The organism is Halobacillus sp. A1-3 (genome assembly GCF_050971765.1).
In the GTDB taxonomy this organism is placed as follows: Bacteria; Bacillota; Bacilli; order Bacillales; family Halobacillaceae; genus Halobacillus; species Halobacillus mangrovi_B.
In genome coordinates this window covers 302412-327365 of the sequence record NZ_JBPCEO010000003.1, presented here as the reverse complement: position 1 = coordinate 327365, position 24954 = coordinate 302412, and the positions used below count along the sequence as shown (strand labels likewise).

Here is a 24954-nt window from a genome sequence, read left to right as displayed (position 1 = left end):
TCTTCGACCGACACCAGTTATCTGAACATTACGAACTCAATTTCATAAATTCTTCAAGATCACGCATGCACAGTTCAAGAGCGTGTCGCCAAAAATCAGGTTTTTCGAGATCCACATCCAAATGTTTCTTCGCCAATTCTTCCACTGTCATGCGCCCTGTATCTTGTAATAACGCGACATACTGATTTTCAAAGTCCGGTCCGATCTCGACCGCTTTTGCATAGATCCCCATACTGAATAAGTATCCAAAGGTGTACGGGAAATTATAAAAAGGTACATCCGTGATATGGAAATGGAGTTTTGACGCCCAGAATGTTGGGTCGTATTCATCCAGGCTGTCCATATAGGCTTCTTTTTGAGCTTCAGTCATTAATTCATTCAAACGTTCTGACGTGACAACGCCTTGATTTCGTTCTTCATAAAACCGTGTTTCGAATAAGAACCGCGCGTGGATATTCATGAAAAAGGCTACGCTTCGTTGAACCTTATCTTCAAGCAGGGCAAGTTTTTCTTCTTCACTTGCCGCCTGTTTGACTGCTGCATCTGCGACGATCATTTCAGCAAAAGTTGATGCCGTTTCTGCTACATTCATCGCGTACCCCTGATTCAGTACCGGGAGCTCATTCATGACATGCTGATGATAAGCATGGCCTAGTTCATGAGCAAGCGTAGCTACGTTTGAAGGTGTTCCTGAATAAGTCATGAAAATCCTGGTCTGTTCACTATCAGGAAAACTTGTGCAGAATCCACCCGGCTGCTTTCCTGCTCTGTCCTCGGCCTCAATCCAGCCTTTTTCAAAAGCCATTTCTGCAAAGTCAGCCATCTTTGGGCTGAATTGGCGGAATTGTTTAATGATGAATTCTGCTCCTTCTTGATAACTCATCGTCTGCTCAGTTTTAGCTACAGGTGCTTCTACATCGTAAAAGCTTAACTTGTCGATGCCTAACAGCTCAGCCTTTTTATTCATATACGGAGTGTAGTGTTTTTTATATTCAACGATGGTGTCCCACATCGCATTCAGTGTATTTGCACTCATGCGATTATAGTCAAGCGGCTCCTTTAATACGTTCTCCCAATTACGGTGCTTATACGTTTGCAGGCGGAAACCTGAGAGGTGGTTCAACGTTTCGCTGAATAGATCTTCTTGATCACTCCAAGCCTCTTGAAGTTTATTAAATACATTTTTCCTAATCTTACGGTTTGAAGAACTGAGCCGGTTTGATGCTTGTCCAACAGATAATGTATCCCCTTCCACCTCAACACTCATTTTTCCGACCAACGTATCGTACATGTGGCCCCAGGCGTGATAACCATCGACACCGAGATCATTGATAATGGATTCCTGACGAAGGTCCAACTTGTCCATAGCCAGGTGCCGTCTCTCATCAAGAATAAAAGACAAATCTTTAAAAGGGTGCTGACTGATTAAGGAATTCCATACATCTTTATCGACTTGAACGAGCTTCTGATCAAATTGTGTCATTGTATTGTCAAAACGCGCTCCAAGTTCATGCTGCTTTGACTGCCACAGACCAGCTTTTTTATCATTGACATCCTGCGCACTTAAGCAGCTGACAAAAGCACCGAATTCGGAAAGCTCTTTGATGATTGTTTGAATATGAGGCACGATTTCTGAAAGCTCCTCGATTTGATCGGTGTGTCTTGGTGGTGAGAACGATTCGACCATGGTCTCTAACTCTGAAATATGATGTTCTGTATTTTTTACGTACTTCTTCAGTTGTTCGGATTGACTTCCACCTTCAAAGATGGAATCCAAATCCCACGTTAACGGATAGGTTGTCATCTAAATTCACTTCCTTTTTTATGTAATCCACCTTCTCAGTATATCAAAATCTACTAACAGTCATCGGAATTGCCTAATCTTACCTTCACACGTATTACTTTTTATCGAAATTTGATATTTCCATGAAAAGGACTGCGTATTCTAGAAAAACTTCATCAGAACGTTCTACATAAACGCAATAACCCCTGTTTCTTATCGAAACAGGGGTTTTGTCTTTTAGCCAAGGTGCTTTTCTACTGCTTGGACAAGTTGATGGTCCTTGTCTAAATCTGCTATTTCACAAAAAGCACCGACTTTTCCTTTTTTACTGATCAATTCCTGGAGTTCGACCGCTTCTGGATCCGCATCATTCTTATAATCCAATGCAGCTGCAATCACTTCGGCCAGGTGAGCAGGTTCCTCTTTTTTCAGTCGAATAAATTCTAGCGCAGGACGCACAAGACGATCTTTAGGTCCCAATTTTCGAATCGGTCCACGTCCTACACGTGTGACTTCATCGGACAAGTCAGGGTTTTCAAATCTGCTGATAATTGTATCAATGTAGTCCTGGTGTTCATCAGGATTAAAGCCATATTTCTCGATTAGGACTCCACCGGACTCACCTAGAGCGCCTTGAATTTTATTTTTGATCTTGGAATCATTCATAGCTTCTTTAATAGTAAGATAGTCATTATATTTTCCAAGATAGGCCGCTACAGCATGTCCGGTATTAACCGTAAACAGTTTTCTTTCAATGTAAGGGGTCAGATCATCAACGTAAGTAATGCCTTGAATGTCAGGGAGTTCGCTATTAACCGATGACGTCTCCACCACCCACTCATAGTAAGGCTCTACCATTACACTCAGAGGATCTTTTTGATTTTGATTCGGAACAATTCGATCAACTGCAGCATTCGGAAAACTAATCCTATCAGAAATCCATTCATTTTGCTTTTCATCTAAGTTTTCAACTACGTGGTTTTTGAGTATTTCCGTACCCCCGACCATATTCTCGCACGCAATAACAATAGCGGTGCTCTTCTTCTCCAACAATCCTTTAGCTAGCACAGGGGCGATCATTGGCAAAACATTCGGACCAACGGCCGTTGTGATGACTTCTGCCTCAGCAATGGCTTCGATAACTTTTGCTTCATCTTCAAGGCTGTTTAATCCTGATACGTTGGTTACATCAATGTAATCATCCGTACCAGCAAGTTCAACGCGATAAGCCCCTTTATTATTCAATTCATTAATGAGTTCAGCATTAACATCAACAAAAATGGTTTCATAATTTGATTGAGACAGGAGTGCACCTATAAATCCTCTCCCAATATTTCCGGCTCCAAAATGAACAGCCTTCATCATTAATTCACCTCGTTGAAAATACTGATGATTTCTTCTTTAGAGTTTGCATTCAAAATCGTATCAATGTTCTCTTCCTCTGAACATACAATTGCGATTTTAGAAAGGATTTCTAAATGTTCATCCCCTTTTCCAGCAATCCCGATAAGCAATTTAACAATGTTCCCATTACCGAATTCCACACCTTCTGGAACAGTCACTACAGCAATGCCAGTCTCAAGGACAGCTTTTTTCGCATCCTCTGTTCCATGTGGGATCGCTACATAATTCCCCATAAAGGTTGAAGTGACTTTCTCTCGCTCAAGCATCTGATCGATGTATTCTTCATTCACATATCCATTGTCACGGAGAAGTGCACCTGTATATTGGATCGCATCCTCTTTTGAATCAAAACTCTGCTTCATTTCAATTGTTTTTGCCGTTAAAATATTTTCAGACATATTTATTCTCCTCTTCTTTTATAATTTCTTTTTAAAAAACTGATGAATCTGATTGGACACATATTTTTTTATGAGGCCTTCATCTCTTGATTGAAATGTTTCGGTACTGACAGGATCCTCAATGAGTAAAGTACTTAGGAAACTTAATACTTCAAGCCCTTCTTTACTTATATCCCTCGGAGCGAGCATTAAAATAAATACATTTGATTCCATTGGCTCGCCATCCATGCCCTGAATAGATAAGGGTCCGTCAAGCAGGATCACTGTAAAAGAAGGCACAGGAATATAATCCTGACGTGTGTGGTAGAGAGCTAGCCCGGTATCCGGAATCCCAAGGCCACCAACCTTTTCTCTATCAAGTAAATATTTCGTGATAGACTCCGTACCCTTTAATGCACCTTCAGTAACGAGCTGCTGACAAGCTTCGTCTAAAATCCCTTTTTTATCCTGCAATGAGCTGTTCAATACATAAAGCCTATTCAGGATTTGACTGACCATCGTGGCGTATCGCTGGACACTGCTTACGGAATCTTGAATTGTTTGGAGTGTTTCATCTTCGATCGGTGCAGAGTTGGAGTGATTAACCGTCTTCAATGTCTCCATGATCTTGACTTTCCTGATTCTATGCTGGAGTCGATGAACATCTGCGGTTGGCAGCATCGGATTTACAAGTACAAAGTCTTCAACTTTTTCAAGTGGAATCGTTGAAACAATCAGATCATAATCGGTTAATTCAAGTTCTTTCAAATCAAAGAGCGACTGATGGTCAACTTCTTCAATTTCCTGAAATTGACGCTGAAGCTTAGCTGATAAGATTTTTGCTGTTCCGATTCCGCTCGAACAAACAACTAACACCCTCAGTCCTCTGACTCCTTCCATGTTCAATAAAGAGCTGGCAAAATGCATAACGAGAAAAGCTGTTTCCTCTTTAGGAAATTTCAAGGAAGGGAATACATGCTTTACTGCTCTTTCTAAAACGGTAAAAAGTTCAGGGTAATCTTCTTCAATCTGTTCCATTAATGGATTAGAAATATCCATCCCTTGTTGAATTCGGTAAAGACTCGGCTTTAGATGAACGACAAGGTCGTTGAGCAGTTGTTGAGATTCGTGCAAATTTCTCTGAATGGCATTCGAAACAAATTCAATTATTTGCTTGGCCTTGAAAGCTACACTTAAACTGCTATCTTCAAGGATAAAATCTTCGTTATACCTTACTTTAGCTCCCATTAAGTGCATCGTAATATATCCGGTTTCAGCTTCAGGAATGTCTAGATCAAATTGCTGCTCAAGTTTTTCTATGAGCTTTTCTGCTGTTTCAAACTCATGCGTACCTTTTAAATCTGAAAGGTATTCATTTTCCATTTGTATGAATTCCCCCTGCTGAAGCCGTTCAATCGCAAGGGCGAGGTGAATAACCAATCCAATGTAAGCACTATCTGCCAAAGGATAGGTCAGTTCTCCACGAATAGAATCTACGGTCTGTTCAATCAATGAAATTTTCTCCTTGTTCACAAGACCAAGAAGGTGATCGGATACGGAATCCAGCATAGGAGAGTCCGCCTGAATATTGTTTCGAAGCAGACGCAAAAAGTCGTGTTCGTCCATATGTTGCATAATAATAAACCGAATCGCTTCTCTAATATTGGTTTCTTCTCCCTGAACCTCAACGCCATACCCACGTTTTCGAATCAGTTGAAGCTGAAAACTATCAAGTACTTCTTCAATTTTGTCTAGATCATGACTGGTTGTTGCAACAGTTACCCCTAATTCATTCGCAAAAGTGAGCAGCTTTACAGGTTCTTTTACCTCAAGCAGTCGGGAAAGAATCAATACTTGTCTTTCTTCAGGTGTGTAATCCAACAAATCATGATCATAAATCGCTGCCTTCAAGGCTTCTTGATCTTCCTCTTTACCGAGAATAGCCAGTCCGCTTCCTGATTTTTTCTGAAGCGTCAAGCCATGATTGCTTAATATAGATTCCACGCCCTTCAAGTCACGGTGAACTGTCCGAGTACTGACATCAAGGGCATCTGCGACCTCTTTCACAGGTAGATCCTGATGGGCTTCGAGCAGCATCTGGATGACTTTTCTTTCTCTTGCTGATATATACACGTAGTTCCCTCCCTTCTTTTCAAAGCTAAGACTCAAGAGATAGCCAGAAAAGAGTCTGAGCTGACTCTTTTCTGGTAATGGATTAACCGTTCTTTAGTTCTTCTACCAGTTCATCATATTTAGGACTGTTTAAGAAGTTTTCTACGGAAATGTGATGAGCGTTTGGTACTTTTTGCATCGCACGTTCTGTTAAATCTTTGTGTGTAATGACTACATCCACATCCTGAGGTAAGTCATTGATCGCCATGTTCGTGACATTAATATCAATATTTGATTTTTTGAATTTATTTTTTAGTAAGGAAGCTCCCATTGCGCTTGAGCCCATCCCTGCATCGCAAGCAAAAATGATTTTATCAACTTTGGAATGATTTATAGTTGGAATCTCTTCTGTATTTACATCTTCCTCATTTTCACTTGAGTCATTCGTTAATTCTGCAACCAACTCATCATATTTAGGGCTATTCAGGAAATTCTCTACAGAAATGTGTTTAGCATTAGGCACCTTTTGCATCGCACGTTCTGTTAAATCTTTGTGCGTAATGACTACATCCACATCCTGAGGTAAGTCATTGATTGCCATGTTGGTAACCTCAATAGTAAGGTCAGCTTTTTTGAATTTATTTTTCAGTAAAGAGGCGCCCATTGCGCTTGAGCCCATCCCTGCGTCACACGCAAAAATGATTTTATCAACTTTGGAGTAGTCGAGTTCAGGAACTTTTTCTGTGTTGCTAGTTTCATTTGTAGCTTTCGTTTCTTGTCTACCTGATAATTGGTCAGATACTCGACTCTTCTTCCCTTTCATACCTTCCATCTTAGCTGTCGCTTCTTCCATATCCCCATCGCCTTCGTCTTTACTCGCTTTCAAAATAATGGAGGATACGATGAATGATACTGTTGCAGCTACGACTACACCTGCTATTACTCCAAGATAGCTTCCTCTTGGTGTCATACCTAATACTGCAATGATACTTCCAGGTGAAGCAGCTGCTGTCAGTCCTGCGTTAAAGAACGCAAAGGTTGCTGTACCTGAAACACCGCCAGCTATGGCACCAAGGATAACTAAAGGCTTAGATAAGATATACGGGAAGTAAATTTCATGAATACCACCAAGGAACTGAATAACCGCTGCACCTGGAGCCGTTTGTTGAGACGTTCCTTTTCCAAAGAACATAAAGGCAAGTAAGACACCAAATCCAGGACCAGGGTTTGCTTCAAGTAAGAACAGAATCGACTTTCCTGTTTCTACTGATTGTTCTGTACCAAGAGGTGTTAAGATGCCGTGGTTGATGGCATTGTTTAGAAACACCACTTTGGCAGGTTCGATAAATAAGTTTGCTAAAGGCAATAAGCCAGCAGAGATTAAGACATCGACCCCAACACCGAGAAGATCGGTAATACTTGAGAACAGCGGACTTAACGTGTAAAAAGCAAGAATAGCTAATACTGCTCCCAGAATCCCTGCTGAGAAGTTATTAACAAGCATTTCAAAGCCCTGGCGAACTTTTCCTTCGAGCGCTTCGTCTACTTTTTTCATTAAATAACCAGCGATCGGACCAGCGACCATCGCGCCAAGGAACATCGGTGTATCCGGTGAACCGACAATAACACCCATGGTAGCAGTCGCAGCAACAACTCCTCCACGTAATCCATGAATCAAACGTCCACCTGTAAAAGCAATTAATAATGGCAATAGATACGTGATCATTGGCCCTACCATACCGGCAAGGTTTTCATTCGGTAACCATCCATCTGGAATAAATAGAGCGGTGATAATTCCCCAAGCAATAAACGCGGCAATGTTCGGCATAATCATACTACTGAGAAAACTACCGAACTTCTGAACTCTGGCTCTTACACCGGATTTCTCATTAGCCATGTAAAATTCCTCCTTCGTCTCTTTCGTTTTGTTTTTGTCTGTAAGTTAATTTTAAAGCGGTTACAAGTGTGGATTCAATGAAATCTAAATGCATGTTTGTCAGAAGCATTGTTGACATTTTTAAATTGAGACAATTCTAATAGAAGAAACTTGCCAGACGCGAAATAAAATTGATACATTTTTGTAATATAAATGAAACCTTTCTGACTATTCATTCGTCTATATAGGTAGAAAAGGAAATTATTAGCTATTTTATTTACCCAATTATGATATTTTAGGAGGATTTCATTATGAAAAAACGAATTGAGTATGATGTTACTGAAATCATTAGTGTGGCAGGAGGTTCTGCTTTCTTAACAGGAGTCCTCTACCTTGCAATTTATATACTTTAATTAATAACCAAAGGCCTTTCAAGCTTCTTGAATGGCCTTTTTTGTTTGGGGAGAATCCTATGGTTAGAAGTTCTTGTTTGTCGTCATTATAATAGGAGGTATCAATTTTATTTAGGAGGAAACCGTTTGTTTGAGAATCATAAAGGATATCAGATCATGTTTAGAGAAAATCACCTTTCCTTCGGTCTCACCATACCGATCGAAAATTACGATAAAGAGACACCAACGATGAAACATCAAGTTGAACGGGCTCAGCTAGCTGAAGAACTCGGTTTTCAATCGTTATGGCTGCAAGATGTGGTTTTAGAAGATCCTACTTTTGAAGATCCAGCGACAGGGCAGATCTACGATAGTCTGATTTACTTAACATATTTAGCTTCTCATACATCGGAGATTCAATTAGGCACGGCAGCCCTTGTCATGCCTTTACGTCATCCATTACGTACGGCCAAAGAACTGGCAAGTATCGAGCTTCTGTTTCCTGAGCGGATTATGCTCGGCATATCCTCAGGTGATCGACGGAAAGATTTTGAGGGACTAGGCATTCCCATTATGGAGCGAAGCGAATGGTTCAGAAAAGCATTCGCTTATTTTAAGCATGCGCTCTACCGTGAATATCCAGAAGTGGAATCCGATTTTGGAAAGCTACACAAGTCTAACCTTGTGCCAAAACCGACCTTAAGAATACCGACATTTATGACGGGATATTGCCAGCAAACTTTAGATTGGGTAGCTGAACATGGTGATGGATGGATGTTTTATCCACAACGACCTGAACAGCAAGAGAAAACAATCCAAGAGTACCGGGAGAAAGTGAAGCAATATCACGGAAACGTCTTCCGTCCTTTCTTCATGCCGCTCCCTCTGGAGTTGACTGAAAACCCTGATCATCAGGCTGAAAAAATCCCAGCCGGCTATCGAATCGGGAGAAAACCTTTAATTGAGCTACTTGATAACTATCGAGGTATCGGAGTTAACCACATAATGTTGGGGCTCTCCAAAAATAAGCGGCCGGTAACAGAAATCATGCAAGAACTAGGAGAAGAAGTGCTCCCCCACTTCTCGTTTTAATTGAAACCGATCCCACCTCAGGTCATCCAGATATTGAATGACCTGAGGTGGGGAAAATATCCAACAAAGGAAGAGATACATATGAGTAAGGCTGTCATTTTGCTTATGGGAACTTTCCATATGGCTATGGACCCTAATAAAATTAATGAATACCAGGATCAGATTCAGAGCATAGTCCATCATTTAAAAGACTTCAAACCGACAAAGATTGCTGTAGAGAAATCATTCTTCATTGAAGAGGAGCTTGATCGAAAATATAAGGAGTTTCTAAACGGGAATTTAGTGCCCGCTTATGATGAAGTAGAGCAGTTCGCTTTTCGATTAGCTTCTCACTTTGATCATCCTAAGGTTTATCCCGTTGATGAAATTGTTGATATGTCCTCCCCTTCTCTTGAGCAGGTGTTTGAATGGACAAAAGAGCATCAGCCAGCTCTTTTTCAAGAGATTTTGAAAGTGCAGAGTAGTCTTCAAACCTTTGTAAACGAAGTAGATGTGTATAGCACTCTTCAGTACTTGAACGATCCCCAGTACAGTCAGGAATTACAGAGGGTTTATATGAAACTCAGCCGGGTTGGTGACCGCCAGCATCAGGTCGGAGTAAGCTGGCTCACCCAATGGCACAAAAGAGATTTGGCAATGGCTGCAAATATTGCGAGGCTGGCTAATTCTAAAGATCGTGTTCTCGTATTAGTTGGAGGCGATCACCTCCACCTTCTTGAACGTTTTTTAAAAGACAGTGGTGACTTTGAACTTGAGTCCGTTCTCCCATATTTGCAAAAACCAGAATAATCGCTGTCCATTCTTACGAAAGTGACCGATGCTCCTTTACTTTTTTAATAACGTAACTAACAAACTTATGAGTTCACAAAAAAGAGACCTTCATAAAAGTGAAGGTCTCTTTCCATTCATTATTTATCATCCGTATCTTTTTCTTCTAAAACTTCAAGCGCAGAACGCTTTCTCTTTTTCCCTTTACGGTTTTTCCAGCGTTCAATATGAATCGTACTTGGCTCATAATCATCTGAAGCTCTTATATCTGTATTGGAAGCTTTCATAAATGACCACGCTAGTAAGAACATAATAAAGATTAACGGAAAGCCACCTACGATACTCGCCGTTTGCAAGGTGTCTAGACCACCTAGGAACATGAGTGCTAAAGGCATTAAGCATAGCGCAAATGCCCAGAACAGACGGTTCCAGCGGAGTGGTTCGCCTTCTACCTTCTTTTGCACAACAGAGGCAAGAATGTAGGAAGAAGAATCGAATGTCGTCGCCAAGAAAATGATTGCTAGAACAGTAAAGACTAGAATCATGAATTTGGCAAGCGGCAACTGGTTAATGATTTCAATAATTGTAGCGGGTGCCCCGTTATCATTCATAAATGAAATAACATCAAATTCACCAGTAAGCTGCAGGTACAGGCCGAAGTTCCCCATAATACCAAAGAACAATACACATCCAACCGTACCATAAATGATCGTACCTAAAATCATCTGACGAATCGTACGGCCTCTTGAAATCCTCGCAACGAATAATCCAACAAACGGAGCATAAACAAGCCACCATGCCCAGTAGAAGATCGTCCAGGATTCTGGGAAATTCGTCTGTTCAAATTCTGCAAAATTACCGAATGGCTCCATCCACGTTGCCATCTTAAAGAAATTATCAGCCATGATTCCAAGACCATTGATTGTAGTCTCGCTGATGAATAAAGTTGGCCCAAACACGAAGACGAAAGCAAGAATAAACAGGGCCAGCCAAATATTGATATCACTGAGTACTTTGATCCCCCGTTTTAGCCCGGAATAAGCACTTATAGCAAAGATCAATGTACATAGAAGCATGATCACTGCTTTCATTCCTAAGTTTGCCGGTAGACCTGTCAGGTCCTTAACGCCCTCTGCAATCATTGGAGTACCAAGAGCTAGCGTCGTTCCAGCTCCGCCTAATAAACCGAACATAAAGAGTACATCAATTATGTTTCCTAATGGACCGTCTACCGATTTACCAAGTACAGGCCGAACTGCTTCACTGACTTTAAGTACTGGTTTTTTTCGAACATAATAGAAATACGCAATCGGCAGTGCCGGTAATGTATAAATTGCCCAGGCAATCGGTCCCCAGTGGAATATTCCGTATGCAGTTGACCAACGAATAGCCTCTTTAGATTCTGGAGTCAATCCGAATGGTGGTCCTTGGTAATAGTAAGCCCACTCAATCACACCCCAGTAAAGGATACTAGAACCAATTCCTGCAGCAAATAACATCGCTGCCCATGAAAAAGTATTGAATTCAGGTTTTTCTCCTTCGTCACCTAATTTAATCGAACCATTTTTACTAAAGGCAACAAAGAGTAGAAAAGCAAGAATGACGATTCCCATGACCATGTAAAGCGCTCCAAAATTCCCCGTCATAAACGTATTAGCTTGAGAAACGAATTCCTTTCCTGCATCAGGGAAAAGAATTAAAGGTAATGTTACGCCTAAAAGTAAGATTAATGCACCGATAAACGTAGGCCAGTCAATCATTTTTGTCTTCAATTTTAGAACCATCCTTTCTTCCACGTACGACTTTTTTAGTTTGTTCTTTTTTTCTAGGTAAATGCAAAAATTGAGGATTTAAATCAGAGGGCGTCCATATGCACAAAAGTTATTTTAACAATTGTATAGACAGGGGACAAATCGTCTATGTATAGGTGATACCCTATTTAGTATGAAATAATATCTATTGTATAAATTAAATCGCATATTCTGTCATATATCGACAAATTACTAGGGATCTGCCCAATTTGCTTTGAAAACGACAAAAAAGTAGTAAAGCTTCCAAAAAACAAAGAAAAACCGCGAGCAATGGAATTTCTTTGCTCCCGGCTTTCTCTTCTTTTGATACTATTCAATTTTTATATAAAGAAAAGCCAAGGTAAAATCATGGGAATCAATATAATAATGGTAAAAATGAGCCAGGCGCTGGGGTTCTCGCTCTTCAGTTGTTTCCAATAAGACATTCCCCAGGCTAAGAACAGCAGGATGGTCATAATAATGCTCCGCAAGTGGAGCTCTCCATCTTTGTTGTTCATAAAGATGTACACGGCACCTTCAGCTATAATTAAAATTCCGACTAATATGTTGAATATGTGAGTAAATAATTTATTCATGTTTCCACTCCTCTGAGCGTTGGCTGATCTTGCATGACTATCCTTTCCCACTATAGTATATTTCAATCTTTCTATTAAGAAAAGCATTGTTCTCGAACGTAAACCTCATTAGCCTGAAGACTCATTTTTGAGTTATTTGTAAAAATCTGATTGTTTCCGTTACAAAAAGAACACTGGTATTATATTGAAGAAAGTATAAAATACAAAAAACTCAGCCCATTTTAATGGACTGAGCTAATACTGGCTAATCAACTTTTCAAGATGTGTCGTCATTTTATGAATATGACTCTCACCTTTCAACACTCTCCAATGATCGTCGTATATGTACACTTCCAGCAAGGTCGAGCTACTGTTAGATAACTTCAATGCTCCCTCCACGTCACTCGATACCTGTACAGCTTCTGCCTTAGGAGATTCTTTCAGAGCATCAATTATATTACGTATTTCTCTTTCTTCCTCGATTCGTGTGGTCTTTCTAGACTCATCCACATCAACATAGGTCATGATTAAAGGCCGTTCGTAATCCAGCCAATCATAGGGAGTTACGGCATCCTTACTAAATACAACAGGATTAAAAAAGTAACGCTGATCTATGTAAATAATCGAAGTCAAGAGGATCAAACCTATCCCAAGAATGTAAATCATTTTTTTTCCCATCTTCTCCACCTCATTAATCTCTTTCATTTCAACTGAAATAAGTATTAATTGAATGAATGATAGATAATATTTGCTTAAAGTTTATAACAAATCAGTTATAAAATCCTTCTACATTACTATACGAACGAAAAGTGGGAATAGTTTCATAATTATTCAAAAAATGTTTATTTGACTTTTTTCAAGGATATGTTTTAAGAGAGAAGAAAGAGGAAGGTGATTATGTTATGAACGATACATTTGAAAGTTATGTTTTTGAAGATGATGGGTATTTCCCCAACCACCCTTATTTACCTGCATTAATTTATCGGAAAGTGTTAGAAGGAAACGCTGAGGATTGTGAAAAACTGCTACATGATCATCAGTGGTCTAATACATGGGTTGGTGACGTGTTTCATTATCACCACTATCATAGTCGAACTCACGAAACACTGGCTGTCCTGAACGGAGCAGCTACGCTTACTCTTGGCGGCCCTAATGGAAAAGCCATAGATGTAGAGAAAGGGGATCTTTTGATTCTTCCCGCTGGAGTAGGCCATAAAAATGAAGGAGCTACGGAAGATTTTCAAATCATGGGCGCATATCCATTCGGTGAATCGTTTGACTTGAAAACAGGAGAGAAACACGGACCTCTCATGGAGTTCTGGAATTCCTAACTTCTATAGATCAATAAATCAAGCTGCCTGTACACACTTAGGTACAGGCAGCTTTTTATAGGCTTTTATAGAATCCAGTAGCTCGGCCATGAAATCCATAGTGCTTATAAATTTCGTGGGTTTCTTTTCTTTCATTACGGTTCCCGCTATTTAACATGATCGTTTTTGCATTTCTACTTTTCCCCCATGCTTCTGCTTTCTCCATCAAAGATCTCCCTATTCCTCTTCCTTGTTTGCTTTCTTCAACTACGAAGGCAATTACGCGCACATGAGGGGCGTCTGTGTGGTAAGCAACACTATAAGTCATTCCGATCATTCCTGCACATTCCCCATGTTCTTCATAGACATAGGTCATATAATCATTTTTTGAGAGGATATTGTTCATCCGCTGTGACATCTCTTCTTCAGAGGAAGGATATCCGAGTGTATTCATTAGACTTGATAAATCCTTCACATCTTTAAATTTTGCTTCTCTGATCATATTCTTTCTCCTTAAAAAGAACTTACAGGGAGACGCTCCCTGCAAGTTTTTGAATGTTCATTATTTAGTTGCTTTTTCTTGTTTACGCAGCTCAACTCTGCGAATCTTACCTGATGTTGTTTTAGGCAGTTCAGTAATGAATTCAATCTTTCTAGGATATTTATACGGAGCCGTCAGTTCTTTTACATGATTCTGTAATTCTTTTACAAGTTCTTCACTCTCTTGATAGCCCTCCTGAAGCACGATGAAAGCTTTCACGATATTGCCTCTTACTTCATCAGGGCTCGCTACGACCGCACATTCTTGAACAGCGGTGTGCTTTACTAAAGCATCTTCAACCTCAAATGGACCGATGGTGTAGCCTGAACTGATGATGATATCATCGCTTCTTCCCTCAAACCAGAAATAACCGTCTTCATCTTTCGTTGCTTGATCACCTGTAACATAATAGTTTCCACGATGCGCCATCTTCGTTCGTTCTGGATCTTTATAGTACTCTTTAAATAACGCTGGAGTGTCTAAGTGGACAGCAATATCTCCTACTTCTCCAGGTTCCACAGGAGATCCCATTTCATCAACAATATCCACTTGATTGCCCGGTGTCGGACGTCCCATTGAACCAGGACGTACCTCCATATCTTTCATTATTCCTACGAGCAATGTATTTTCTGTTTGTCCATAACCGTCTCTAACTGTAACATTAAAGTGATTTCTGAAAGTGTCAATCACTTCTCTGTTCAATGGTTCTCCAGCAGAAACAGCACTATGAAGACCAGTAAGTTTGTATTCCTCCAGATTATCAACTTTGGCCATCAAACGATATTCTGTAGGTGTACAGCAGAGCACATTTACATCGTGTTCGTCCATAAGACTCAAATATTTCTTAGGATCAAATTTCCCTTGATATACAAGACCTTTGGCGCCTGTCCCTAATACAGATAAGAAAGGACTCCAAATCCACTTCTGCCAGCCAGGCCCTGCCGTAGCCCATACAGTGTCTCCATCCTGGATAGCCAGCCATTTATCTGCCGCAGTTTTCAAGTGGGCGAAACCCCAACCGTGGGTATGAACGACCCCTTTTGGATTTCCTGTTGTGCCAGAAGTATAAGATAAAAACGCCATATCTTCCCTTGAAGTGTCCGCTAACTCTAACCGATCATCATAATCATCCATTAGTGCATCAAGATCCTTCCAGCCTTCTTTAGCACCGCCTACAGAGTAAGTTTGCAGTCTTTCAAGCTCTTTAACTCCTTCAAACTGATCCGTAAAAGGATGATAACTAACTACAGCACTGACTTCTCCGTGGTTAATCCGATACTGTAAATCCTTTGTTCTCAACATTTCAGAACTAGGGATAACGACTAATCCTGCTTTCAGAGCGGCAATATATACTTGATAAGCTTTAATTAAACGAGGGATCATCACAAGTACTTTATTACCTTTTTGAAGTCCGCTATCTAAGAAAGCGTTTCCAATTTTATTCGCTTCACTAATTAATTCATCATATGTAACTTCCGCTTGCTCACCTGCTTCGTTCATCCATAACAGGGCTTTTCGATTCCCATCTCCGATGTACTTTTCTACTTCAGACATCACATTATACTTTTCGGGAGCAATCAATTCTTCTCGATTCATTACTATTCCTCCTCTTCAAATGAGCGACTGTTCAGTTTGTAGCAAACTAAGTATAACAAATTTTCTAAATAATTTAAATGTTTTTTGTTTCATAAGGGCAATACTATTGAATAATGTAAATTGACAGATAATTTAACCTTCATGTAAGATGAAGAAAATAAACGTTTAGGAAGTGTTCTCATGCTTAGAACAAAAGCTTTACCCAATCTCCTATTGTACGTCTCATTCCTAATTTTGCTTTTGTTCCTGTCGGTTTCATTTGTTACAAGTAACTTTAATTATTTTTTAGCGTCTCTTGTTACAATTGGTCTAATCAATACTTCGATATGGTTCGATCCATTACCTTTCAAATATGCTCAGAGAAATAAGAAAAAAGCCATCAGAATCCGTAAATTCTGATGGCTTTCTTCATTATTCGTACATTTCATCCAAGGGTAAACTGCCTATCATAGGTAAACTAAGCGAGTCGTTTAAAGTTTTGACCAAGTATCTCGTTCATAGAATGCACAGTTATGAACGCCCTACGGTCTACATCTGTCATATATCTCTTTAGTCGAGTATAATCTTTACGATTCAAGATCGTTGTGATAACCTCTTTATCTTCTTGATTAAATGCGCCTTTGGCATGGTGGATGGTAGCTCCACGCCCTAATTGATGAACAATAAAATTCCGTACTTGTTCACTTTCCTGGCTGATGATAACAATTTCTTTATTATTATCGAATTGCTGCAGTGTATAATCGATCACTAATCCGTTTAGGATGACACCAAAGAAGGCGTACATACCTACAGCTGGACCGAAAATGAAAATGGAAGACACAGCAATGGCAATGTCAGAGAATAAGACACCTTTTCCTACATCGACAGAAAAGTATTTATGAAGGATCATTGCAATAATATCTGTGCCGCCTGTAGAGGCTCCCTGATGAAAGACAATGGCCATACCGGAGGCTGCGATGATTTGACCTATAATCAGCTGAATAAGAATGTCATTACTTAAAGCCTCTTGCATAGGAAAATAAGCTTCAAGCCCCCAAACCATAAAGGATAATGCAAAGCTCGCATAAATCGTTTTAGCACCAAATTGGAACCCTAAAAAGATAATACCGACGACAAACAAGATAATGTTCAATATAAGCATGATCAACCCTAAGGATAGATCAGGAAGTACTTTATTCATAACAATGGAAAGACCGCTGACTCCACCAGTAGCTAGATCGTTGGGAGATAGAAAGAAATGAACATTCACTGCCACCGCCAGAGCTCCGATATTCATTAATAGAAATGACCATAATTTCTTAAGCATCAGAAAAACCTCCTTCGTTCAAAAATTGCAAGATTTTGTCGAACAAATTTTTAGTACAATCGGGATTATAGAGCCCTTATAACCGTTTGTAAACAGGTTTGCATGTAAAAAAACAATTTATTTTTTGTAAGCGATTGAAGCCTCAATTTTCACAAAAATAGAAAGATTCATAGATGGTAGATGTCTGTTTAATAGTTAAATTTTTCACAAAATATATTAAACTCTGTCAGAAATTTGTCGATAAATAGAGCATAGAGTCAAATTTTCTCCTCTATAAAATCGTTAGCCGGGCATAGGAAAAAAGAAATAGGGCTACAAAAAAAGAGTCACTGCTCTTTAGCAGTGACTCACGGATTGAATGATTTATCTCAAGGCTGTCGAGGTAATTTGACCGTGACTGTGGTCCCTTCACCTTTTTTACTTTTATAGGAAATTGTACCGTTCAAGTCAGCAACAATTTTTTTCGTTACCATCACGCCTAAACCGGTCCCTTTTTCTTTTGTAGTAAAGAATGGTTCTCCAATTTTAGCAAGTTCTTGAGCTGATAATCCGGGACCATTATCACTAACGGAAAGCGTTAGCTCATTTCTCAAAACTTCAGAATTTACAACGACTTCCCCGCCAACGTCCACCGCATCAATCGCGTTCTTCACTAGATTGATCAGAATCTGATTCAAGCGTTTAGGTTCTGTTAGAATCGTCTCTTCCAAATGCATTTTCTCACTTCTGAGGAAGACGTTTTTGTCTTGTGCTTCAGGCTCAAGGAGTCTCAGGACATAAGACAGTACCTCATCCGCTTCGACCTCTTCCATTTGAATGGATGACTTAGGTTTTGAAAGCATCATAAAATCCTGAACGATAGCTTCTATACGGTTCACTTCATCTAAAATGATTTCCTGATAATTATCCCTTAATTCAGGATTGGCAGCACCAATTTGTAAAAATCCTTTAATAGCTGTTAGTGGATTTTTAATTTCGTGAGCAATACCTGCTGACATTTGCGTAATGGTAGAAAGCTGCTGAGATTTTTCTTTTAGCTTATTCATCTCTCTGCATTCAGTAATGTCTTCATGAATACCTAAAACATATAATGTTCCAGCATTTTCTACAGGAAACCCTCTTGTTCTTATCCACTTCTGTTCCCCTTGAACGGTCTTAATGCGGTACTCAACCTGATGGCGCTGCTTCTTCATCAGAGATAAAGAGACTTTAACTTTTTCCAAGTCCTCCTCATGGATAACCTGGTCGAGGGAGTCCGGATTTGATAGTGCATCTCTTCTAGAGACTCCGAACATATTTTGAAAAGAGGGACTGATGTATTGAAACTCCTCAAAATGCGGATCTGCAATCCAAAAAACGTCTTTAATATTATTAGCAAGGATAGCAAAACGTTCTTCGGAATCTTTAAGTGCTTGAAGGTGTTTTTTGTATTGAGTCACATCCTGGAGAAATACGGTGACTCCTAAGTCTGTAGGGTAAACCGTGACATGGACAACGCATCTCGTCTCCTTGATAAACCCTTCAAATTCAACAGTTTCTTTATTTTCCATTGCTCTTAGATAATTCTGAAAGAAATTATAGTACTCATCAATTGGGAAAATATCCCACAACCGTTCGTTACGGGCATATTCAAAATCGATACCTGTGACCTTTTCCATCATTGCATTCGCATAGGTAATTTCCCATTCTTGATTGATAATAGCTAACCCATGCGGGAACTTGTCTATAATGTCAGACATACGTTGTCTAAGTTGAGGGTCCTGTGGTGTGCTAAGCTGCGCACTTCGCTGTTTAGACTCGTCAGGGATCGGCCTGCGAAAAGAATAAGAATGTGTTTGTCCTGTTTTATCGATAATGTTTGTATAACTGCTTCGTTTAGTATAGTTGGGATTAGTAAACGTTTCTTCTAGAGGCTTAAATGAAAAGGCGATTTGTCCATTCGTCAGATGCACCAATTTACAGTGATACTTCCGGGAGTTATTCTGGTCCGTCAACTGAACTGATGTCTCGCGTAACCCTTCAGTCAAAAGGCGATGTAAAACTTGCTGAAGTCCACTCTGTGCTGTAGAGTTGAATGCTTGAATCCACGCTGCAAAAGACAAATCATCTTCTTCAATGTGAAGAGTGCCTTGCATTTCCTGATTCAGCGTAACTCTTTGCATACGCAAATCCAGTAAACATGCTGGAGTCCCATTCATACTTAGAACATCTAAGATTTCCCCGCTATGAACTTGGTCAGAATACCTCTCTCTTATCACCAATATTATGACCTCTTTCCTTTACCGTTCAATATTTTCCAGTACGTGTTTTATTATAACGTAATAATGGTTAATTTTGAATATTTTCAAACAATTTATTGGTAAAATTATTATTTATTCATTTCTACATCCTACGAGTTCATTATAAATAATATGACACTTTCTTTACTTATCCTTCTATACTTCGCCAAAGAGTTAAAGAAGCATAGCTTCTGTAGGGGTTCCACTCTTGGCTCCATTTCGTCATTTGTTCCATAGTAGGTTTATTATCTAACTGAAAATAGAACTTCAAAGCATTTTGTATACCAATGTCTGCTTTTGGCAATAAATCATCTCTGCCTAATCCGAACATCAGCCAATTTTCTGCAGTCCAAGGACCGATGCCGCGTACTTTTGTTAACTGTTTCATCACATCTTCGTCAGATTGCTTCGCTAACTCCTCTAAATTCAATTCACCTTCAACAATCTTTCTTGATGTATCCACCACATATTCCGCTTTCCGCTGGCTAAATTGAAGTTTCCTCAGAGAATCGTATGGAATTTCTGCCACTTGACTTGCTGTAGGGTAAAACCAAACGCCATTTTTTTGGGTGCCAAATTGATGAACAAACCTTGTGCTCAGCGTATGAGCAAATTTCATGTTCAACTGCTGATGAATAATCACTTTCATTAGACAGTCAAATAAGTGAAAGTCTTTGACTATAGGTGTACCTGGATGAGCTAGAAACAGTTGTTCCAAATTGGTTTCAAGAAAGTGTTCGTGAACTTTATTTAAATCTTTGTCCCACTGAAAAAGATCCTCAATGTGATGAAGTAGCTGAGGTTTAGACTCAATACTATCCCCTATGACTTCAAAATAAGGTTCCGTTATTGTGCCGTAACTTTGAACTCGAACGATATGCTGCTCCCCTTCCAGCTTGACAGGGACGTCCACCCATCGCTCCACTCGGTCTAAATGGCTCAATGGATCAAATTTCCATCGCAAAAGTGTATAATCAAAATCATAAAAACTATTTGCTTTATAAGTTTCTCTCCACAAACCAAAAATCCTCCCTTTAACGACTACTTCTCCGAACTTTATATTTAAACATTTTTTTGTGTAATCATAAAACTGTATACTTTCCTATTTAAGAGGTTTTCCTTAATTAGTCTTTGATAAACACGTTCACTCCTAAGGCGAAGTTTACATTCTTCTCATCCATTCGCTAAATGTGCTGGGGGTTCCTTCTTAAATCGACAAATTTCACAAGAAAAAAACCGCTTTCAAAAGCGGTTTTTTATCAGAGACTCCAAATGGGATATGGGAGAAGTTTTTTCACCATTAAATCATTCAGGCTTCCGAAATGATAACCTCTCTTTCTTAGCTCATCAATCAATTGATCCAAAGCCTCTGCGTTATCCTGGGAAACCGAATGAAGAAGAATAACTGCTCCAGGGTGAACTTGATCGATTACACTGCGGTAGGCATATTCCCAGCCCTTTTGATTGTTCGTCTCCCAGTCCTTAAATGCGACCGACCAAAACGCATGGGTATACCCGAACTCTTTCGCCCATTTTAATGTCTGCTCGTTGAATGTTCCTCGTGGAGGACGGACAAACGTCATCGTTTCTTGACCCGTTATTTTCTTAACCGAATTGTGGACGCGATCCAATTCTTTCTTCATTTTTTGTTTTGAAACTTGTGTAAAATCAGGGTGGCTCCAAGAATGATTTCCAATTAGATGTCCTTCATCTACCATACGCTTTAATAAGTCAGGAGCACTTTCAATATAATGTCCTGTGACAAAAAAGGTCGCGGGAACATTTTTTTCCTTTAAGACATCAAGCACCTGCCCTGTGTATCCTTGCTCATATCCATTATCAAACGTTAAATAAACGACTTTATCACCTGAGTCATCTACATAAAAACCGTCCTGTTTTTCCAACATTGGTCCGTATCGTCCGACATCCGGAGTGTCTCCGTTATTGCTTTTCTTATACCCCCAGCCTTCTGCATGCATTACTATAGGTGATATCAGGCCCAGCAAAGCCATGATAATAAAGACGATCATTGCTTTTTTCATTTGTACCACTCACTTTTTTCTTAGTATGCGTGAAGGAGAAGATAATATAAAAAAGAGCAAGTGGGAAAATTCCCCACTTGCCTAATTATAAGATAAGAGCTGCTGCCCATCCGAAAATGAATAAAGGAATATTATAGTGCAGGAATGTCGGTACACAGGTATCCCAAATGTGGTTGTGCTTTCCGTCTGCATTCAAGCCTGATGTTGGCCCTAGAGTACTGTCTGATGCTGGGGAGCCTGCGTCCCCAAGTGCACCCGCTGTACCGATCAGTGCAGCCGTTGCCATTGGTGAGAAACCAGCACTTACACATATCGGAACGAAAAGCGCAGCTAAAATAGGAACAGTCGCAAAGGAAGATCCAATTCCCATTGTAACGACTAATCCAACTAAGAGAAGGATAAAGGCAATAAACGCCTGGTTATTTCCGATATAATCTGAACTGATCTCAACAAGTGCTGATACAGATTCTGTTTCCGTTAAGACGTTAGCATAACCTGCTGCTACAAGCATGACAAAAGCAATGAAACCCATCATGCCAATACCGTCGTTGACAACTTTATCCCCTTTTTTGTAAGGAACAACGCGAAAGATAAACATGATAATGAGTCCTGCTAGCGCGGCAAGGACCAGGTTGGACCAAATCGCTTGAATGATTAAAGTAACTAAAATCGCAGCCAGCGTAAATACATGGTTGCGGTTAAACCCTTCGCTGGCTAGACCGAATCCAGTCTCTTCAAGCTCATTTTCCTGTGTATTCGCTTTTGGTTCTCGCGGTTTACGGTAGGAAACCATAATCGCGATCACTAACCCTACAATCATTCCAGACCCTGGAATTAGAAGGGACTGTGCGATTGAACCAATGCCAACTTCTACACCATTGGATTCCATTGCTTTTTGAATCGTTTCGTGGAAAATAAAGCCGAAACCAACCGGTATCATGACATATGGTGCTTTTAGCCCGAATGTTAAGGCGGCAGCTACCGCACGACGATCCAATTTCATTTGATCAAATAATTTTAATAAAGGCGGAATTAAAATGGGAATAAATGCGATGTGAACAGGGATCACGTTTTGAGATAGACTCGCTACAAACGCGATCACAAACACGATCATTGTACGTTTATCCTTCAAAACACGTAACAGATAACTGACGAGTAATGAAGTAATTCCAGAATAACTGATTGCTACAGCAAAAGCCCCTAATAATATATAACTTAAAGCCACACTTGCTTGATTGCCCATACCACTAACTAGTATATCCAGTGAGCTCATAAGCGACTCACCATTCATCAATCCTGCTGTTAATCCAGCGGCAAGAATGGCAATGATGACATTGACACGTAATAAACTCAAAATTGTCATCACGAGGACAGAAATAACGACTGCCCATGCCATATTGCATACCCCTTTCCTGTTGTTTATATTTTCATACATTAGCGATTTACCATGATAAAGGATGATTACAAAAAAATCAACCCTCAATTTTTTTAGAGAGTCAAATAAAACTTACATAAGCAAGAATGCCTGCCATAACGAGGAAAGAACCTACGAGCAGTTTTTTATGATTTTGCTGTACGGGACGCCCTGCGGCCATCCGAACAAATGCCATAATTAAAGTCAGCATAAAAACAAAGCCTATGACAGGTGACGAGTAAAAAATCAATGCTTCCAATGGAAGTCTCCTCCCCCAGAGAAGAATTAATTAGTCCATCTTACGCTCTAATTCCTCTAACATAGAAATTAAACGGTCGATGTCCTCTACTGATGTTTCTTCTGGATCCAATTGTTCTATTCGTACCATAAAGTCTGAAAGTCTTGTCTTTAAATCCTGAAGTCGCTCTTGTTGTGCCATAAATTGTTAACTCCTTTTTTCAATCATCTCTGGCCATTGTTATCATAGTATATCTCATCCTATGTGTCTATCCTAAGATGTGCAGAAACTGGACATGCTATAATATTAAGGACGGACGGGAGGCATTCATATGGATTTTTTCGATAATATCGATTTTGTTGAAATCGTTACAAATAGTATCACCATTAAAATCATTACTACTGCAATATTACTGTTTATTGCGGTTGTTTTGCTTAGAAAAATGATCCACTCTTTTTTCAAAAGAACAGATTTTATTGAAGAACGCAGTGAGCGGACATTAGAGTCTATGCTGAATTCCATAATTAGCTACGCAGCTATCATTACTTTTATTTTTATTGTGTTATCAGAATTCACTTCAGTTGGACGACTCCTGGCAGGGGCGGGAGTTATCGGCATCATTGTAGGATTTGGCGCTCAAAGCTTAATCAAGGATTTTTTTGCAGGGTTGTTTCTATTATATGAAAAGCAACTCCATAAAGGGGATTTTATCACCCTAAACAACACCTTCCACGGTACTGTCGAGGACATCGGTCTCCGCTTTCTTAAAATCAGAGAATGGAGCGGAAAGCTTTTGACAATCAGCAACGGACAAATTCAGACGATAGAAAATTATAATTTCGAACATATGCGAGTGATCGAAGAAGTGACGACGAACTTTAGAGAAGATCCCAAAAAAGTGTTTGCAGCCCTTGAAGAGGCCTGTGCTCGTATGAACGAAGAGATAGGCGAATACTTAAAAAAAGATTTGAAAGGAGATCCTGTGGAGCCGTTTCAAGTCTATGGCATGACTTCTTTGAATGACCATTACCGGGGATATCAGTACACTGTGACTGGTTTGGTACACGATCTCGTTTACTGGACCGCTGCAAAAGAAACGCGCCGTATAATCGCCGAGACAATGTACAAACATGACATTGCGATGGCTGAACAGCGCGTTGAAGTGGATGCTCGCTCCTCTCAAAAAGAGGAGTAAGCCATTTATTTTAATTCAAATGAAAAGCTGACATGATCTTGAATTGGAATCCAGGCCCCAATCCCTTGTCGGGTAACATTTTTGACACTCAACGTTTTTTTAGACCCTTTTAGTTTGATGTAAACATCTCCAAATGCCACTTCTCCTTTTTCATTAACAGCTGGAGCATAAGCATGCAGGATGCCAACTTTATTCGTTGGTACGGCATAACTGTTGTTCTGTTTTGTACCTCTCCCAATGACTGTATTGAAGGAAAGCGGAAGTTTCGTATTCTTTTGAGCTTCAAGAAGAATCAGTTTTAACATTTGATCGCTGTGGCTGATTCTTGAAGTCAAGCCACCCTTGATCGACTTTTCTTCTTTCTGGACGTAATTGATCTTCTCAGTAGCCTCTCCACCGTGGTTACTCAGTTCATTGACATTAATCTCCTGATATTCCCAATTAATGTTCGTTTCTTTGGACTCATAAGCCAACGGCCATCGCCCTAGAAAAATTTCACCACGATACCCAATTGCAAACGGAGACGGTTTCAACGTCGTCTCGTTCAACATTTCAATTAATTGTGGATTCGTAATACGGACATCCGTATCCTCCATCAGTTCTTTAGTTATCTCCTCCGCTTCCAACAGCTCTTGATCATCCGTCGAATTTGGATAGGTATTATCTTTGGAGATATTCAAGACGTGGCTTGGAATCCCTTCCTCCTTTTTGCCGCTTTCCTTTTCGTCAGCAGCTATGGAAGTGCCACTCAATAGTGTATATAACCCAATAAGTATGATTAGTCCTAACCATTTCATTTTCACAGCATGGACCACCCTTTCTTTTTTTCTTATTCTGTGAAAGATGGCCCATCCCTATTCAATA

At 39.8% G+C, this 24954-nt stretch carries 22 protein-coding genes; 4 read left to right on the top strand and 18 right to left on the bottom strand.

The annotated features are described in order from the left end of the window. Positions 1–28 precede the first annotated feature (28 nt). From ACRYKC_RS07085 to ACRYKC_RS07065, 5 genes are all read right to left on the bottom strand, one after another. On the bottom strand, positions 29–1804 hold the full coding sequence (locus ACRYKC_RS07085) for a M3 family oligoendopeptidase (RefSeq protein WP_433806035.1): 1776 nt from the start codon (positions 1802–1804) through the stop codon (positions 29–31). Positions 1805–2020: 216 nt separating this feature from the next. Continuing rightward, the gene (locus ACRYKC_RS07080; protein WP_433806034.1) at positions 2021–3145 is read right to left on the bottom strand and encodes a mannitol-1-phosphate 5-dehydrogenase; all 1125 of its coding nucleotides are present in this window, start codon (positions 3143–3145) and stop codon (positions 2021–2023) included. A 2-nt stretch (positions 3146–3147) separates the two neighbouring features. Next, positions 3148–3585, bottom strand: coding sequence for a PTS mannitol transporter subunit IIA (locus tag ACRYKC_RS07075; protein WP_433806033.1), 438 nt, complete (start codon positions 3583–3585; stop codon positions 3148–3150). An 18-nt stretch (positions 3586–3603) separates the two neighbouring features. Then, positions 3604–5697: a BglG family transcription antiterminator gene (locus ACRYKC_RS07070; RefSeq protein ID WP_433806032.1), complete on the bottom strand. Its 2094-nt coding sequence runs from the start codon at positions 5695–5697 to the stop codon at positions 3604–3606. Positions 5698–5779: 82 nt separating this feature from the next. After that, the gene (locus ACRYKC_RS07065) at positions 5780–7573 is read right to left on the bottom strand and encodes a PTS mannitol transporter subunit IIBC (RefSeq protein WP_433806031.1); all 1794 of its coding nucleotides are present in this window, start codon (positions 7571–7573) and stop codon (positions 5780–5782) included. A 548-nt stretch (positions 7574–8121) separates the two neighbouring features. Between ACRYKC_RS07065 and ACRYKC_RS07060 the strand changes: the two genes are divergently transcribed. Both ACRYKC_RS07060 and ACRYKC_RS07055 read left to right on the top strand, forming a co-directional pair. Next, positions 8122–9036: a TIGR03571 family LLM class oxidoreductase gene (locus ACRYKC_RS07060; RefSeq protein WP_433806187.1), complete on the top strand. Its 915-nt coding sequence runs from the start codon at positions 8122–8124 to the stop codon at positions 9034–9036. An 81-nt stretch (positions 9037–9117) separates the two neighbouring features. Next, the gene (locus ACRYKC_RS07055; RefSeq protein WP_433806030.1) at positions 9118–9825 is read left to right on the top strand and encodes a DUF5694 domain-containing protein; all 708 of its coding nucleotides are present in this window, start codon (positions 9118–9120) and stop codon (positions 9823–9825) included. Positions 9826–9944: 119 nt separating this feature from the next. Here the strand turns inward: ACRYKC_RS07055 and ACRYKC_RS07050 are convergent, their stop codons facing one another. From ACRYKC_RS07050 to ACRYKC_RS07040, 3 genes are all read right to left on the bottom strand, one after another. After that, positions 9945–11564, bottom strand: coding sequence for a BCCT family transporter (locus tag ACRYKC_RS07050; protein WP_433806029.1), 1620 nt, complete (start codon positions 11562–11564; stop codon positions 9945–9947). Positions 11565–11935: 371 nt separating this feature from the next. Next, positions 11936–12190 (bottom strand): hypothetical protein, encoded by a 255-nt coding sequence (locus ACRYKC_RS07045; protein WP_085030812.1) that lies wholly within the window; start codon positions 12188–12190, stop codon positions 11936–11938. Positions 12191–12424: 234 nt separating this feature from the next. After that, on the bottom strand, positions 12425–12847 hold the full coding sequence (locus ACRYKC_RS07040) for a hypothetical protein (RefSeq protein WP_433806028.1): 423 nt from the start codon (positions 12845–12847) through the stop codon (positions 12425–12427). A gap of 224 nt (positions 12848–13071) precedes the next feature. Here ACRYKC_RS07040 and ACRYKC_RS07035 point away from each other — a divergent pair, with 224 nt between their 5' ends. Then, positions 13072–13500: a cupin domain-containing protein gene (locus tag ACRYKC_RS07035; RefSeq protein ID WP_433806027.1), complete on the top strand. Its 429-nt coding sequence runs from the start codon at positions 13072–13074 to the stop codon at positions 13498–13500. Between the two features lie 55 nt (positions 13501–13555). Here the strand turns inward: ACRYKC_RS07035 and ACRYKC_RS07030 are convergent, their stop codons facing one another. From ACRYKC_RS07030 to ACRYKC_RS06990, 9 genes are all read right to left on the bottom strand, one after another. Beyond that, complete coding sequence (locus ACRYKC_RS07030) at positions 13556–13981, bottom strand: GNAT family N-acetyltransferase (RefSeq protein ID WP_433806026.1); 426 nt, start codon at positions 13979–13981, stop codon at positions 13556–13558. A 60-nt stretch (positions 13982–14041) separates the two neighbouring features. Then, complete coding sequence (gene mbcS / locus ACRYKC_RS07025; protein WP_433806025.1) at positions 14042–15616, bottom strand: acyl-CoA synthetase MbcS; 1575 nt, start codon at positions 15614–15616, stop codon at positions 14042–14044. Positions 15617–16073: 457 nt separating this feature from the next. After that, positions 16074–16922, bottom strand: a complete 849-nt coding sequence (locus ACRYKC_RS07020; protein ID WP_433806024.1) for a YitT family protein — start codon at positions 16920–16922, stop codon at positions 16074–16076. A gap of 368 nt (positions 16923–17290) precedes the next feature. After that, a complete protein-coding gene (locus tag ACRYKC_RS07015) occupies positions 17291–19180 on the bottom strand; it encodes an ATP-binding protein (protein ID WP_433806186.1) in 1890 nt (629 codons plus the stop codon). 169 nt (positions 19181–19349) lie between these two features. Next, the gene (locus ACRYKC_RS07010) at positions 19350–20219 is read right to left on the bottom strand and encodes a DNA-3-methyladenine glycosylase family protein (RefSeq protein WP_433806023.1); all 870 of its coding nucleotides are present in this window, start codon (positions 20217–20219) and stop codon (positions 19350–19352) included. Positions 20220–20460: 241 nt separating this feature from the next. Continuing rightward, entirely contained in the window at positions 20461–21243 is a 783-nt protein-coding gene (pdaA, locus tag ACRYKC_RS07005; RefSeq protein ID WP_433806022.1) for a delta-lactam-biosynthetic de-N-acetylase, read from the bottom strand. Between the two features lie 85 nt (positions 21244–21328). Continuing rightward, complete coding sequence (locus tag ACRYKC_RS07000) at positions 21329–22639, bottom strand: Na+/H+ antiporter family protein (protein ID WP_433806021.1); 1311 nt, start codon at positions 22637–22639, stop codon at positions 21329–21331. Between the two features lie 100 nt (positions 22640–22739). Continuing rightward, positions 22740–22916: a hypothetical protein gene (locus tag ACRYKC_RS06995; protein ID WP_433806020.1), complete on the bottom strand. Its 177-nt coding sequence runs from the start codon at positions 22914–22916 to the stop codon at positions 22740–22742. Between the two features lie 30 nt (positions 22917–22946). Continuing rightward, on the bottom strand, positions 22947–23096 hold the full coding sequence (locus ACRYKC_RS06990) for an SE1561 family protein (RefSeq protein ID WP_433806019.1): 150 nt from the start codon (positions 23094–23096) through the stop codon (positions 22947–22949). A 130-nt stretch (positions 23097–23226) separates the two neighbouring features. Between ACRYKC_RS06990 and ACRYKC_RS06985 the strand changes: the two genes are divergently transcribed. Beyond that, a complete protein-coding gene (locus ACRYKC_RS06985) occupies positions 23227–24090 on the top strand; it encodes a mechanosensitive ion channel family protein (protein WP_433806018.1) in 864 nt (287 codons plus the stop codon). Between the two features lie 5 nt (positions 24091–24095). Here the strand turns inward: ACRYKC_RS06985 and ACRYKC_RS06980 are convergent, their stop codons facing one another. Continuing rightward, complete coding sequence (locus tag ACRYKC_RS06980) at positions 24096–24887, bottom strand: YfkD family protein (protein WP_433806185.1); 792 nt, start codon at positions 24885–24887, stop codon at positions 24096–24098. Between the last annotated feature and the right edge of the window lie 67 nt (positions 24888–24954).